The organism is Nostoc sp. FACHB-892 (genome assembly GCF_014698795.1).
Lineage (GTDB): Bacteria > Cyanobacteriota > Cyanobacteriia > Cyanobacteriales > Nostocaceae > Nostoc.
This window is the reverse complement of the sequence record NZ_JACJTR010000015.1, coordinates 80,818-96,026: the sequence shown is the minus strand read 5'-3', so window position 1 is coordinate 96,026 and position 15,209 is coordinate 80,818. Positions and strand designations below refer to the sequence as shown.

Here is a 15,209-nt window from a genome sequence, read left to right as displayed (position 1 = left end):
TCTGCCTTAACTTGACATTAATGGCAAGACGCTCACCCCACAAGAGATAGTTGGATATTTTTATTATTTGTCAGTTCCTAAACTAACTTCTGCCTCCTGGCTAGTGCCTTCTACAATTAATAGTCCTCGTTCACTAATTCGAGAGAGCAGATGGCGCACGTCCTCTAGCATATTTTCGCCTTGGTACTGTTTCTCCAACTTTGCTGCGATCGCATTCAGAGTTCGCTCACCGTTACAAAGTGCTAGAATTGCTGCTGCTGTGGAGTTTAATTTTAGTGCCCCTTCTGGAACCAAGAGCCAATGCTGCTTTCTCAGGTTATCCCAGCGTAAACGCACACCCCGAACTAGGCGCGGTTGGGCATGATTTTCTATAGTACTCATTTAATTCGTAATTCGTAATTAGCAAAATCAGAACCCAATGCCTATGCCCCTATTTAATTTATTCTCTATGCCCTTCTTGAGGTCTGGTATCGCCCTGTTCAATCGCCTCTAACTGGCTCCACAATAAATTGCACTTGAATACTAAAGCTTGTACTGCTTTCTCTTGAGACTCACGAGTTCTACAGTGTTTGAGGACTTGCTTTAGGGCATATTGAGCATCTCTGGGTGCTTGGTGAAGACGTGCCCGGAAGTAGTCAAATCCAGCAGGATCGATCCACGAGTAATGCTGTTCTAATGCAACTAAGCGGACTCGAATTGCATCTGGGCCAAACAGTTCAGTCAGCGATGCAGCCACTGCTTCAATCCAAGGTCGAGTGCGACAAAAGTTAACGTAGGCATCCACTGCATATTGAACTCCTGGCAGTACGTGCTGGTCTTCTAAGAGTTCTTGACGAGACAATCCTACAGCTTTACCGAGTTTTAACCATGCCTCAATACCACCTTCGCCCTCACCTTGACCGTCATGGTCAATGATGCGTTGAATCCATTCCCGCCGCACTTCTAAATCAGGGCAGTTTGACAAGATAGCAGCATCTTTAAGAGGAATACTTTTTTGATAATAAAATCTATTTGCTACCCAGCGCCTTACTTCTGTTGGCGTTAAATCACCACTGTTCATTCTTGCATGAAATGGATGCAGATGATGATAGCGGCGATGTTGCGATCGCAATACCGCCTCTAGTTCTGTCTGAGTCCAAGGGAGAGGTTCTTTAACTAATTCCAACACGCTTTTTTTGCACCTCAAAATTACAATTCGATGGTCAGACCATCGTAACCAACTTCTATTCCTGCGGCTTCAACAATTTTGCGCTCCTCTGAATCAGGTAAAAGAATTGGGTTAGTGTTGTTGATGTGAACCAGAATTTTCCGAGGACGGCTCAGTTTAGCAAGGCTTTTTAAACTAGTGTTAAGGGGTAAGTGTCCCATATCGCGGGCTTGCAGCTTGGATATTCCTAAAGCCAACAACTCATCATTGTCCCAGCAAGTGCCATCTACCAAAATGCAGTCACTAGACTCAAACCGCTCTAAGATTTTTTCGTCAAGTTCAGCTAAACCTGGAGCATAAGTAGCAACTTTACCAGTTGTGCGATCACGAAATGTCAAACCTATAACCCAAATTCCATCTAAATTTGTCTGGTGGCGCATATATTTTGGTGGTTTGGCTGCTAATGGAAATACCTCCACTTCCAAACCATCTGCTCCATTCAACCCCAGGTTTATAGGTACATGAGGTTCAAGTACAGACCATTCCACACCACAATAGCTTGCTAACGTAGATAGCAGGGGATAACCCTCTGTTAGAGCCTTACGTACTGTTTCTGTACCGTAGACGCGCAGCTTTTCTGTAGATTCTCTAAGGATAATGAGACCAGTGGTATGGTCAATCTCTGCATCAGTTAACAAGACACCTGCGATCGGGCTTGACCGAATTGTAGACGGTTGTCCTTCCCGCAATTTCTCCAACTGCGGACGTACATCTGGAGAGGCATTGACCAAAAACCAGGGCTGATTGTTTTTCCTCACTGCAATTGATGACTGGTTCAGCCAATTTACACCTGCACGATTTGTACGGACTGCTTGGCAATTGGGACAGTTACAATTCCATTGGGGAAAACCACCACCTGCGGCAGTACCAAGAATTTTGAAGAACATAAAAACAGAAAGCAGGTAGAGGTTTTAATTCAGCAATTAAACTTAGTATCTACAATTATTGCTCATTGAGAATGTATGTGGTAATTTCCATACACAAGTCAAGTTCATCAAAATCTGGTTTTTCCCAATCAATTGCTGACTTAATATTTGGAGGATGAAATGAGCTTCTAGCAGAGACATCCTCACTTAATTTTGAGCTATTGCTTTCTTGTTTTTGCATAGAGTGATTGTTTGTTTCCCGAATCATGATTGGCTCCTAATTGATGAAATAAATGTTCACTTTTTTATTTGGCCTGCAATTAATTCTGGTAATTTTAATTACTATTTGTCTTATTTGCTGGCTCAAAATATCTTTGCTTTAGGCTAAACTGTGCTACACAAGAAATATACAGTATTTTTACTGTTCTTTTCTTATTTTTCATTATACGTAACACCCGGATTTCTCACAAGCTTTGCGTAGCTTGCCGCCGTAGGCATCGCTGTTACCAAACCTCTATCAGCGAAGATTTCGTCAAACGGTAGCGTGTCGCAGACAAGCCTCTCGTTCGCGTTAGCGTACCGGGGCGTAGCCCATTGCGAATTGCGAGTGCATGTTTAAATCTACGTTTCTATAGACGCTACTTTCCGACATTTTTTAAGAAAGTGCTGGGGAATTTCTATACTTTCTCCCCAGTGTAAATGAACATAAGAAGCATGAACATTTGCAGGTAAACCCCATCCTTCACATCCCATATTTTCGTCACAATCGTAGCGAGAAGTTTCAAATAGGGGCTGAGTGGGAGTTAAGGTTAAATGGGAACGATGAAACTCATGTCCATAAACAGTTGTACCTGCTTTCACTAACAAATTATCTTGCAAAGCTAATGCACGACGATAGCCCAAAGTTAAACGCCCACCCATGACAGCAGATGTCGGTAAAACTCCTGCCATTGACCAAGATTTACCCTCAAAATTGATAATTTGCTCACATAAATACATCAATCCTCCGCATTCGGCAACTGTCGGCATTCCTTGAAGAATTGCTGTTTTCACTGCATCACGAACGCTGGTATTTTCTGCTAGTTGCTGGGCAAAAACTTCCGGGAAACCACCGCCAAAATACATTCCCTGCACATCTTTTGGTATTGCAGCATCTTCTAGAGGACTCCAGAAAACCAGTTCTGCGCCAAGTTGTTGTAGCAAATCGAGATTGTCTTGGTAGTAGAAATTAAAAGCGCGATCGCGGGCTATTGCAATCTTAACTGGGGATGAGGGAAGATGTAGCTTTAGCTTCCCGCAGGGTGGGAGATGAGGGGGATGAGGGAGAGGTTTTGATTTTAACAGGGGTAATAAGTGTTGCCAATCGAAGCAAGTATCTCCTAAATCGGCGAGGCGATTAATTAAAGCATTAAGTTCGGGAAGTTCTGCTGTAGGTACTAAACCCAAATGGCGGTCGGGAATTGTGATGTTATCTTGACGGCGCAGTACACCGAGAATGGGTAATTGCAAGGGTTGTAGAGAATCTTTTAGTAGAGAAAGATGGCGATCGCTCCCCACACGATTTAATACTACCCCAGCTATTTTAATTCGGGGATCAAAAGACTGGTAGCCGTGAGCGATCGCAGCTACAGAACCAGATAAACGACTACAATCAATCACCAACACCACAGGTAAATCTAAAAGCCGTGCGATGTGTGCCGTACTTGCAAAGTCGGTCATTAGTTCTTTATTTTTTGCAAATGACAAATGACTATTGACTAATGACGAAATACCATCAAATAACCCCATCACCCCTTCTACTAGGGCATATTCGCTCAGTTGACTATGACGGGCAAAACATTGCTGAACGTAGGCTTCGGAAGTCAACACTGGGTCTAAATTGCGACAAGGACGACCAGTTACGTGTTGATGAAACATCGGATCAATGTAGTCTGGGCCTACCTTGAAAGATTGCACCAGGCGATCGCGACGACGTAAAGATGCTAAAAGGGTGAGCGTAACTGTTGTTTTGCCCACCCCACTACGTTCTCCAGCAATGATTACAGACATGGATAATTGTTAATTGGTTAAACTAAATAGTCGACTATCTTAGTAAGATTAAATTAAATCAAAGTCAAACAAAAATATTTATTTTATAAAAATCATTGCTTTTATGCTAATCAGTAATGATTTTTCTATCAAGACGTTCAGCCAGCCATAATTTAATAATAGAATCAGATGTCACTCCTAAACGCTTGGCTTCATGTTCTAAGGCTTCAATCATCCAAAGGGGAAAGTCAATATTAACTCTTTTGTGCTCATAGCGTGGGCGATGTGCGTTAGATAAGTCTATAAACTCCGTAATATCTTCTCCATTATCGAACCTAGCATCAAATTCTTCAGCTTTCATAAATATTTACCTCTTCAGCACGAGAGCGACGAACAGAAATAATTCTTATTTTATCACTACAATAAGTAATGACTGCTGACCAATATTTTCCGGCAATCTTACCAATAACTAGAAACCGAGGCTCATCTGTTGTGCGTGCAGGGGTTTCAATAAAATTTGCATCTATCCAAAGTTTCTGTGCTTCAATAAAATCAATGCCATGTTTAGTTTTATTAGTTGCACTTTTGTTAGCATCAAATTCAAACTCCATAATTCTTTTTTAAGAAAGATACAAAATCTTTTAATCAACAATATTTACTATTTTATAAATTAAATTTTCCTTGCCATTCACTTTAGTAATTAAAAAAATTCCCCCCTTCCCAATGCGGGAAGGGGGTAAAAGGGTTAGAACTGAATTAACAAGTGGCGGGGGTTTAAGTCCCCTGTCTCTACAGGCAGCAGGTTTTGATGCCTAAGCTAAATCCCCGGACGCTCGCAGACTCGCTCTAAGCGAAGCATCCCGAAGGGTATACGCTGCGCTAACACAAAACGTAATTGCGTTAGCGTAGCCCATTGCGAATTGCGAATTGCGAATTGCGAATTGTTTTAATTCGCCGATTTGAAAATATTCGCTGTCACTCCCAGGCTTTCTTCAAAAAGTGACTCGCGGCCCCAGCGTTGCACCTGCTGACTCAGCAAAGCTTCTGCTTTTTGTTCCGAAAGTGAAGTCACCTGTTGAAACAGACCGGCCGATTGAGCGCCACCGTGGGTTTCCATCCGCATACAACCACCAGTTTCTGAGCAGATAACTGTACCACAGTCTGCCTGGGAATTTGTCGAACTGAGGCGCAGGGCAATCAAGTCACCAACAATATCACCCACATCAGCAACCGGAACTCCTGCTAACTCTGCTTCTACTTGTCGCTGCTCTTGAGCAATAAAACGGATGCGAGTGATGTCGTAATCACCGCTTTCCTTTTCATAAGAAACTGGCTGCCATTGTAATCGGCTTGCCAACCAACCCAAAAACAGTAAAGCTTGGGCAGGATTGCCTTTTTCGTAATCAATCGTAACGCGGTCAATTTCTTTGAGGGCGGCGCGACGCTTAGGTGAGTCGTAGGCTTCAGCTGTCAATTCCTGCCATGATGAGAGGCGACGCCAGTTCAAGTCAGCTAAAGGTACACCCGCTTCTACCAACTCTTGTAGGCGGAGTAAATCACTTTCTGGCTCGTTGAAGTTGCAAGAATCTACAATCACATTATTGCAGATTGCTGCTAGGCGCTTAAATAGACCGTTGTTAGGATCTGGTGTTGCCTTCCACCAGAGAAATTTCGGCAAGCCGCCAATCAATAATGCCGGAATCATACCACCGATGCGTTCTAAGGCAGCAGCAGTTCCACTGAGAGTGATGTATTCGCAGCAGATAAGTGTGCTTGATGATTGCTTTTGGATGGGGCAATAGGCAGAAACTTGAGCTTTAACCCCTTCATCTTCGCCAGCAATGGGAAATAGCGCAATGATGCGGCAGGGGTTGCGGAGAGCGATTTCATCGGCAATTCTGGGGCTACCGCTACTTAATCCAGCAGCAGGATATTCTCCTCCAGATCCACCTCGCTGGCCTTTAGCGAATTCTTCTCGTAATACAGTCAGAGTTTCTGGTGTTGCTGTTCCAGTTTCTGGCAGACTATATTTCTTTTGGAATTCCCGCAATGCTGCCACCATCTGTGGCCCCAAAATCCCATCAATTGGGCCGTTGTAAAATCCCAAAGCAGCCAACAAATACTGAGTTTCTTCTGGTTCGTAGACCACTAAAGTAAATGTCGTTGCCCTAGTAGCACTAGGAAGTCCACCGTCCTCGCCAGTAATTCCGTAACTTTGCCAAATTTGATTGAGTTCGGCATCTATTTCGTTAAGCGAAATATCTTTCGGTGCCTGAAGTGAAAAAATTGTAGAAGCTTGGAGAACCATAGTAGTTTTGAGTTGTCAGCTTTGTTTGTTGAATAATTTAGAAATTAGGAATTAAAAGTTAGAAGTTAGGAGTTAGGAGTGGAAAGTTATGGGTTTTAAGTTTAGAGTTAACTGAAATTTTTAACTCAAAAACTCATAATTTATAACTCATCACTCATCACTCATTACTCATAATTTATCACTCCTAATTTATCACTCCTAACTCATCACTCCTAACTTTCTAAAGTCTGCGCCAGCGACGGCCATCCTGGTTAATTAAGAGTTCTGCTTCTGCTGGTTCCCAAGTACCGGCTTCATACTGAGGAATAGTAGTAGGATCGGCGGGTGCATCCCAAACGGAAAGGGCTGGTGTTACTACCTGCCAAGCTGCTTCTACTTCATCCGCTCGTGTGAACAATGTTTGATCGCCCATCATACAATCAAGGAATAGGCGATCGTAGGCATCGGATGTTGCTTGGATGCCAAAGGAACCATAACTAAAGTCCATATCAACGGAACGAGTGCGGAATTCTGCCCCCGGCATTTTGACATCAAAACGCAAGGAAATACCTTCATTTGGCTGAATCCGCATTGTCAAAATATTGGCGTTTGTCTGTTGGGCAGCAGATTGGAACATCCGAGATGGAACTTCGCGGAAGTGAATTGAAATCTCACTCACTTTTTTCGGCATCCGCTTTCCAGTCCGTAAGTAGAAAGGAACACCTTTCCAGCGCCAGTTATCCACCAAAAACTTCATCGCTACATAGGTGGGTGTGCTGGAGTTGGGGTCAACGCCTGGTTCTGTCCGATACCCTGGTACTGCTTGACCCTTCATCCAGCCAGCACTGTATTGACCACGGACTGCCGACCGCGACAGATTGTGAACATCAGCTAAACGAGTAGCTTGGAGTACCTTCACTTTTTCTGTACGGATGCTATCGGCATCCATTGCGTTGGGTGCTTCCATCGCCGTTAGACAGTAAAGTTGCATGAGGTGATTTTGCAACATATCCCGCAGTGCGCCAGCACTCTCATAGTAGCCAGCCCGGTCTTCCACTCCCACGGTTTCTGCCACGGTAATTTGCACGTGGTCAACAAATTGACGATTCCACAAGGGTTCAAAAATTGCATTGGCAAAGCGAAACACCAGCAAATTCTGGACTGTTTCTTTACCCAAGTAGTGGTCAATACGGTATACTTGATGTTCTTTGCAATATTTCTGTACCACTTGGTTAAGACTCTGGGCAGAGGCCAAGTCCCGACCAAAGGGTTTCTCGATTACTAGACGATGTTTGTAGGGATCTTCTAGCATCCCGCCGCTTCCTAGCTGCTTAATCGCTTCGGGAAAGAATGAGGGGGCAACTGAGAGGTAGAACATGCGATTACCTCGCGTGCCCCGTTTTTCGTCTAATTCACTCAATAAGGTTTTTAGTTTCTTGTAGCCTTCGGGGTTGTCTATATCCCCAGGACTGTAGAACAGACCTTGAGAGAAGTCTTGCCAAAGTTCCCCTAAATCGACATCAGGATGTGCCTCTTCCATGCCCTTCTGCATTTGTTCACGGAAGTATTCATGGCTCCATTCTCGTCGTGCTACGCCGACAATAGTAGTTTCTGGCGGTATACGCCGTTCTCGCCGCAATTTGTAAAGTGCTGGCACTAGTTTGCGCCAAGTGAGATCACCAGAAGCGCCAAAGATAACTATAATCTGGGGTTCGGGCATCCCTTGTTGTTGCAGACCAACGCGCAAGGGATTTTCTAGCAGACTAACCATAGGAATTTTGGATTTTGGATTAGGGGTTTTGGATTAGGTATGGGGAATGGAGAATTGGGCATGGGGCATGAGGCATAGGGCATGGGGGATTGGGCATTGGCTATTCCCCTTATCTCCCTCATCTCCCTCATCTCCCTCACTCCCCACTCCCCACTCCCCAGCCCTTACACTGGTGACAATACCTTGATCTTCTCTTCTAAAGAGTTCATCAAGGACTGGAAGGGCTGAATGAACTTGTCAATACCTTCATCTAACAGTTCATCCATTACGGCATTAAGATCAACGTTGATGTCGGGATCTTTGAGGTTTTCGATCAGCGTGTAGGCATTATCTACATCTGTTTCTAAGCGATCGCTTACGTTACAATGATCGGCACAAGCTTTAATGGTCGCTGGGGGTACGGTGTTAACGGTATCTCGCCCAATCAACTCTTCGATATACATCACGTCGTTGTAGTGGGGGTCTTTGGTGCTAGTACTAGCCCAAAGTAGCCGTTGTACTGTGGCCCCTTTTTCTGCCAAGGCTTTCCACCGATCGCTCTCGATAATTTTCTTGTATTCTTGGTACGCAATCTTGGCGTTAGCGATCGCTACTTTCCCTTTAACAGCTTTTAGCTTTGCTTCCACAGAAATATCATCAACGCCTTTTTTCAACTTAGCATCAATTTTGGCATCAATGTTGCTATCGATCCGGCTGAGGAAGAAGCTAGCGACTGAAGCAATTCTACTGATATCTTTGCCCTCAGCCAACCGTTTTTCTAAGCCACGAATATAAGCCCAAGCTGTGTTTACGTAGCTTTCTACAGAAAACAGCAGCGTGATATTAACATTCATCCCTTCGGCTATTACCTGCTCTACTGCTGGTAAACCAGGTTTTGTACCGGGAATTTTAATCATCAGATTTTCCCGACCAATCTCTTGGAAATATCGCCGGGCTTCGGTTATTGTTGCTTCAGTATCATGGGCGATAGTTGGTGGGACTTCAATACTCACATAACCATCTAGTCTATTCGAGGCTTCATAAACAGGGCGTAAAATATCACATGCATAACGGATATCTGCAAAAACTAGCGATTCGTAAATTTTGTCTGTGGGTAAATTAGCACGAACTGCGGCTTCAATATCGGCATCATAAATGACATTACCTGCGATCGCTTTTTCAAAGATAGCGGGGTTAGAGGTAATACCAGAGATACCTTGGTTTTCAACCATGTCTTTGAGTTCGCCTGATTGAATAATGTCACGGCTCAAGTTATCCATCCAGATACTTTGACCGTATTGGTTAATTTCTAGTAGATGATTGGTAGACATAGCTCTAATTTGTTTCACTCCTGTATAGTGATGTTTCTAAGTGAATTTGGCAAAACGCATCAGATATTGATGGTTACTTTTGAATTGTGGCGTTGCCAACTACTTATCGCATCGGCCAGCTGAGATAATCTTTAATACATCTTTAAGAACTGCTATTCTGCATTGCCAATCCTAAATCACCATGATTAACTTTTAATTAATGCCAGATGCTAGACGCATCCTTGATCCTCTTGTTACCGTCTTCTAGTGCAGCAGGGCAAAAAGTAACTATCAATTGAAAAAGTTTAAAAAGCTTTATTTACAAGCTTTGTTTTCTTTTAAACCGTGCCTTTTTACACTAGTGCCCGTTTTGAATAAAAGACTCCACCTTTGCTACATCTTCTTTGCTACCAATAATTAAAGGTGTGCGCTGATGTAGTTTTTTAGGTACTACATCCAATATATCCATTAGTCCTGTAGTCGCACGGCCACCTGCTTGCTCAATCAAAAAGGCTAGAGGAGCAGTTTCATAAAGTAAGCGCAATTTACCTTCTGGGTTTTGAATTGTGCCTGGGTAGAGAAATACGCCGCCTTGAACTAAAATTCTGTGAATGTCGCTCACCATTGCGCCGCTATAACGAGCGCTGTAGCCTTCTGTGCGGTGAACATAGCGGATGTATTCTCGAATCGATTCTTCCCACTGCCAGAAGTTCCCTTCATTCACGCTGTAAACAGAGCCGTGATTAGGAATCCGAATATTTTCTTCTGTGAGAATAAACTCTCCTAAGCTGGGATCAAGGACAAAAGAATGAACGCCCTTACCTATACTATAAACCAGCATTGTGCTAGGCCCATACAGGATATATCCGGCAGCGAGTTGCTTACGTCCGTTGGTGAGGAGGTCAGTTGCCTTTTGATCGCTATCAGTTCCTTCTTGTTGGCGAATAGCGAAAATAGAACCCAAGCTGAGATTATTATCAGTGTTAGATGAGCCATCAATTGGGTCATACAGCAGGGTATAGCGACCAATGGGGCAATTTTCCGGGATATAGTAGGGTTTTTCCATTTCCTCAGAAGCTAGGCGACAGACTAAGCCACTTTGCTTAAAAACTGAGATAAATACATCATTGGCATAGACATCCATCTTTTTGACGGATTCTCCTTGGACATTAACTTCCCCAGTAAATCCGAGAACACCTTCCATTAAGCCAGCGCGACTCATGCGGCGAGCAACTAGTTTGCCTGCAAGGGCGATGCGATTCATCAGCGCACTTAAATCTTGTGCATCTGGCGAAAAACTCTGAAGTTGCTGTAAGACGTGACGGGATAAGGTTGTACAATCACGATCAAGGGATTTGTCTGTAGCATCGTAGGTAGATAAATCTAAAGAATCTGCCGCTTTAGCCATTTTAACGTTCTCCGCAGCCACTAGCTGTTAGTTGGGTTTTAGTTGTGTATGGCAACTTATAGTTGCTGCTTCTATCTTAGAAAGGTAATTTGATAACTTAGATGCGACTTTAGATAAACTAAAGAAATGAATTTTCAGTGACTCCTGCACTCAAAGCCTAGATACGTAGTTTACTTCGACTTGTGTGTACACCGTAGAGGGGAGACGAAGCGTAGCTTTGGCTCTTTAGGGTTCTTGTGGTTTAGTAAGTAATTAAGCGGACATGATATCAGTCGTGACGGGAGTCACTTCAGACTTAACGAGAGTCGCTTCAGAGCTAACGGGAGTCGCTTCAGAGCTAACGGGAGTCGCTTCAGAGCTAACGGGAGTCGCTTCAGAGTTAACGGGAGTCGCTTCAGAGTTAACGGGAACCACTTCAGATTTAAGTTTTAAATATGAAAGAGTAAGGTGAGGACACTACCTTACTCTTATTCATTAGGATTTATAATTTAGCTGATCTTTGCCGCATTAATTCAGGCGATCGCACCTTCAGCGATGATTGGATTAATTTGTTAAAAGCTATTGATTTATCAGAATTTGCCTTTACGCCAATTGTTGCGCGTTATGACTTAGAAAATTGTGGTTTAAAGAATAAAGTGACCGCTTTTAAATGATAAAATGTCCGCCAAAGGATTGCTAGAGTGCTTATTATTCCATTGTGCAGGATTTGGAGCGATTATCCAAAAGAACTGGCAAAGCCAAGCGCATTTAAATGCCTCAGACTTTCTTAAGTATTAAGTTCTACCTTGCGGCTACTTAATGGTTAAAAAACGACCACATTAACCTTTTACACAGTGATTTGTAACCGTAAACCTGCTTTGCGCAGCAAACTTATTAGAGGTAAAATACCTCATGCTTTAAGTTTTTCAGCGATTTGTATGTAATCTAAAGCTGCATCGGGCAACGAACTTATGAGTTCAACACGCCAGGGAGGAGGAAGAGGGATAACCAGAGGGGGTAATTCATAGCCTTGTTCACTTCCTACTCTTACTATAGTTTTTTTAGCGACTACTTGAGGCTCACTTACACTTAGTGTTCCTCCTACAATTTTTTCAGCCTCCACATCTGTGATGTCCTGCTCAACAATTGATTCAATATGGTCTAAATCCAGGATTTTTATTTTCAAGGAATGGTACATAGTAATCACCCAATTAATTGTTTTTCCTTAGAGGTAAAATCACCTCTATTTTAGAACCCAACTTGCAATATAAATTTTTCTGCCAATTATGCCATTTCTTCATAAAAGTTTATAGTTTCTGCTATCCAAACAGCACAAAAAGTCACATTTATCTCTGTTGTTAAGGGAAATTCATCAAATGACTGAAAACTTACGCGGTTCGTTCTGGCTTTTAAGGCTAATGATTTTTTTAACTATTAGTGGCGTATACCTTAATACTGGGAATTGCATCTTTGCTCAAATTACGCCCGATAGCACTTTACCTAATAATTCCACAGTCAAATTAGAGGGAAATACCAGAATTATTGAAGGAGGAACTCAAGCTGGAAGTAATCTTTTCCACAGTTTTGAACAGTTTTCTGTACCCGTTGGCAGTCAAGCTGACTTCAACCACGCTTTAGATATTCAAAATATCATCAGCCGCGTCACGGGTAATTCTCCTTCTCTCATTGATGGTCTGATTAAACCCAATCGCAATGGCTCTGCTAACTTGTTTTTTCTCAATCCAAATGGGATTATTTTTGGGCCTAATGCCAAATTGGACATCAAGGGTTCGTTCATCGCAACTACAGCAAACCGCCTCAAATTTACAGATGGCGCTCTGTTTAGCGCCTTTCCTCCCCAAAACCCACCTCTACTAACAGTAAGTGTTCCTATTGGCTTGCAATTTGAGGAAGCAGTAGGAGAAATTGGTGTAGAAGGATCTGACCTAAAAGTGCAACCTGGTAAAACTTTAGCACTCGTGGGCGGTAAGGTGACGTTGCAGGGAGGTGAACGAGCAGCTTTAGAACCACGACAACAGAATTTGGCAGCTCCAGGAGGACGGATTGAGCTAGGTAGTGTGGCTGGTATTGGAGAAGTGAGCTTGAACCAAAAAGATAACGATTGGGTATTGGGGTACGCCTCTATAAATAATTTTGGCGATATTCGGCTGCAAGACGGAGCGTATGTTGCTGTTAGCGGTGCTGGCGGTGGTGATGTTCAGATTCAGAGTAATAATTTGGGTTTAACTCAAGGCTCAAGGATTTTTGCCGATACAGAAGGTACAGAGCTTGGTGGAAAGGTGCTCGTTCACACGACAAAGGCGGTGATTCTCACTGAGGGTTCGCAGATTACAGCTGATGTTTTACCAGAAGCGACTGGAACCGGAGGAGACGTGACAATTGAAACTGGACAGTTGAGTATTCAAGGCGATCAGTCAAGGATAAGAGCTGGCACATTCGGCAAGGAGCGGGGGGGAGAGCTTACCATCCGCGCCTCGGAGTTTGTGGAACTAGCAGGAACAACAACAAGCGGCTTGTTTACTGAAACTCAAGGTGCTGGAGATGCTGGAAACTTGATAATTACCACTCAAAGGTTAAGTTCTCAAAATGGAGCACGAGTATCAACTTCTACTTCAGGCGAGGGACAGGGGGGAAATTTGACTGTAACTGCCACCGATTCCGTAGAAGTTATTAGTCTTGGTAGCGGCTTGTTTACTTCTACTCAAGGTGCTAAAAATGCTGGAACTTTAACAATTGATACCAGGCGCTTGGTTGTCCAAGATGGAGCGCAAATATTAACTTTTACTCTAGGCAAGGGACAGGGGGGAAATTTATTTGTGACTGCTAGCGATTTGGTGGAATTACAAGGAACAGGAATATCATCCAATGGGCAGCGCGCTAGCACTTTATCTACTCAGACTGACAATGTTGGAAATGCTGGTAATTTGACGATTAACACTAGGCAGTTAATTGTGGGAAATGGCGCACAGATAGTTACTGGTACTTTGGGCCAAGGAAAAGGTGGACAGATAGAAGTTAATGCAACTGAAGCTGTTAATGTTTTCGGATTTAGTAGCGATAAAACGGCAAGTGGATTATTTTCACGTACCAATCAAGGGGGGCAAGGAGGAAACATCATTGTTAATACCAATGCTTTCCGGGTAGCAGATAATGGGGTTGTAGATGCCCGCACTCTAGGTGAGGGAAATGCTGGCAATATCACAGTGAACGCGAATACTGTGGAAGCGGTTAATGGTGGACAAATCCTTGCTAATGCTTTCACAGGCAGCAGTGGATTTGCAGGTGATATCACAGTTAATGCTACTGATAGGGTGACTATATCTGGCAGGGCTACCTTCAAACGGCTTGTCCGAGGAATTGATGGGAACCTTGTTGAGGATGAGTCTGCTAACAGTGGCTTGTTTGTTCGCTCTCAAGGGTCAGGGAGCGCAGGCAAACTTCAGGTAGGCTCTCGTTTCATTCGCTTAGAGAATCAAGGGGAAATTACTGCTGAAACCGCATCTGGTAATGGGGGTGATATTACACTCCACGACCTAGATTTGTTGTTACTAAGCGACAACAGCCAGATATCTGCTACCGCAGGCACTAATCAACAAGGTGGAAATGGCGGTAATATCACTATCGATGCCCCTGACGGCTTCATCGTCGCCAAACCAAATGAAAACAGCGACATCACCGCCAATGCCTACAATGGTAATGGGGGAACAGTTAAAATCGATGCTACTAAGATTTTTGGAATTGCGCCACTGACTAGCGAAGACCTTAAAAGGTTGCGCCCTGATGATCCAGACCCGCGTCAACTTCCGACAAATGATATTACGGCAATTTCCCAAATAAGACCTGATTTAAGCGGCATTGTAGATATCAATACCCTCAATGTTGACCCCTATCGAGGATTAATCAACTTACCAGTCGTACCAGTCGATACTCAAGTCTCACAAGTCTGTCAAGCACGTACAGCAAAAAATCAAAGCAGTTTTACCATCGCCGGACGCGGTGGCTTACCACCCAACCCTAGAACCGAACCTCTGACTCCTGATGCTGTTCAACTAGATTGGGTAACTCTCAACCCAAAGGCTGAAAACCGCTCTAGTATAACTGTTTCAACTCAGGCAAGTAGCTCTAGTCCAGTAACGATTGTAGAAGCACAAGGGTGGGTGAGAAATGCTAAAGGCGAAGTTGTACTCACGGCTGATGCGCCTACAGCTTTGCCTCATAGTTCCTCGCTTACTCCTGCTTCTTGCTTCTAAAAATAACCATGTTATACCGTTTCGCTTTAAGAACTTACAGTTAAAAAAACATTCCATCTCCGGGGCGTAAGGTCTTGCGCCCCTATAAATTTAAAAATATTTT

Annotated in this window: 13 protein-coding genes; 1 reads left to right on the top strand and 12 read right to left on the bottom strand. The window is 43.5% G+C overall.

Annotated elements, in window-relative coordinates:
* Positions 1-63 precede the first annotated feature (63 nt).
* From pqqD to H6G96_RS20115, 12 genes are all read right to left on the bottom strand, one after another.
* Entirely contained in the window at positions 64-381 is a 318-nt protein-coding gene (pqqD, locus tag H6G96_RS20170) for a pyrroloquinoline quinone biosynthesis peptide chaperone PqqD (RefSeq protein ID WP_190913101.1), read from the bottom strand.
* A gap of 58 nt (positions 382-439) precedes the next feature.
* Positions 440-1,165, bottom strand: coding sequence for a pyrroloquinoline-quinone synthase PqqC (pqqC, locus tag H6G96_RS20165; protein ID WP_199339653.1), 726 nt, complete (start codon positions 1,163-1,165; stop codon positions 440-442).
* Between the two features lie 23 nt (positions 1,166-1,188).
* Positions 1,189-2,094: a pyrroloquinoline quinone biosynthesis protein PqqB gene (gene pqqB, locus H6G96_RS20160; protein ID WP_190913099.1), complete on the bottom strand. Its 906-nt coding sequence runs from the start codon at positions 2,092-2,094 to the stop codon at positions 1,189-1,191.
* A 55-nt stretch (positions 2,095-2,149) separates the two neighbouring features.
* On the bottom strand, positions 2,150-2,341 hold the full coding sequence (gene pqqA, locus H6G96_RS20155) for a pyrroloquinoline quinone precursor peptide PqqA (RefSeq protein ID WP_190913098.1): 192 nt from the start codon (positions 2,339-2,341) through the stop codon (positions 2,150-2,152).
* A gap of 353 nt (positions 2,342-2,694) precedes the next feature.
* Positions 2,695-4,122, bottom strand: a complete 1,428-nt coding sequence (locus H6G96_RS20150; protein WP_190913097.1) for a cobyrinate a,c-diamide synthase — start codon at positions 4,120-4,122, stop codon at positions 2,695-2,697.
* A gap of 106 nt (positions 4,123-4,228) precedes the next feature.
* Entirely contained in the window at positions 4,229-4,462 is a 234-nt protein-coding gene (locus tag H6G96_RS20145) for a CopG family antitoxin (protein ID WP_190913096.1), read from the bottom strand.
* A complete protein-coding gene (locus H6G96_RS20140) occupies positions 4,452-4,712 on the bottom strand; it encodes a BrnT family toxin (protein ID WP_190913095.1) in 261 nt (86 codons plus the stop codon). The genes H6G96_RS20145 and H6G96_RS20140 overlap by 11 nt, the downstream gene beginning before the upstream one ends.
* A 335-nt stretch (positions 4,713-5,047) precedes the next feature.
* Complete coding sequence (gene opcA, locus H6G96_RS20135; RefSeq protein WP_190913094.1) at positions 5,048-6,409, bottom strand: glucose-6-phosphate dehydrogenase assembly protein OpcA; 1,362 nt, start codon at positions 6,407-6,409, stop codon at positions 5,048-5,050.
* A 220-nt stretch (positions 6,410-6,629) separates the two neighbouring features.
* Positions 6,630-8,159: a glucose-6-phosphate dehydrogenase gene (gene zwf / locus H6G96_RS20130; protein ID WP_190913093.1), complete on the bottom strand. Its 1,530-nt coding sequence runs from the start codon at positions 8,157-8,159 to the stop codon at positions 6,630-6,632.
* Positions 8,160-8,323: 164 nt separating this feature from the next.
* Positions 8,324-9,469, bottom strand: a complete 1,146-nt coding sequence (gene tal / locus H6G96_RS20125; RefSeq protein WP_190913092.1) for a transaldolase — start codon at positions 9,467-9,469, stop codon at positions 8,324-8,326.
* A gap of 337 nt (positions 9,470-9,806) precedes the next feature.
* Positions 9,807-10,856, bottom strand: a complete 1,050-nt coding sequence (gene fbp, locus H6G96_RS20120; RefSeq protein ID WP_190913091.1) for a class 1 fructose-bisphosphatase — start codon at positions 10,854-10,856, stop codon at positions 9,807-9,809.
* Positions 10,857-11,745: 889 nt separating this feature from the next.
* Complete coding sequence (locus H6G96_RS20115) at positions 11,746-12,033, bottom strand: hypothetical protein (protein WP_190913090.1); 288 nt, start codon at positions 12,031-12,033, stop codon at positions 11,746-11,748.
* 178 nt (positions 12,034-12,211) lie between these two features.
* Here H6G96_RS20115 and H6G96_RS20110 point away from each other — a divergent pair, with 178 nt between their 5' ends.
* The gene (locus H6G96_RS20110) at positions 12,212-15,106 is read left to right on the top strand and encodes an S-layer family protein (protein ID WP_190913089.1); all 2,895 of its coding nucleotides are present in this window, start codon (positions 12,212-12,214) and stop codon (positions 15,104-15,106) included.
* Positions 15,107-15,209: the final 103 nt, after the last annotated feature.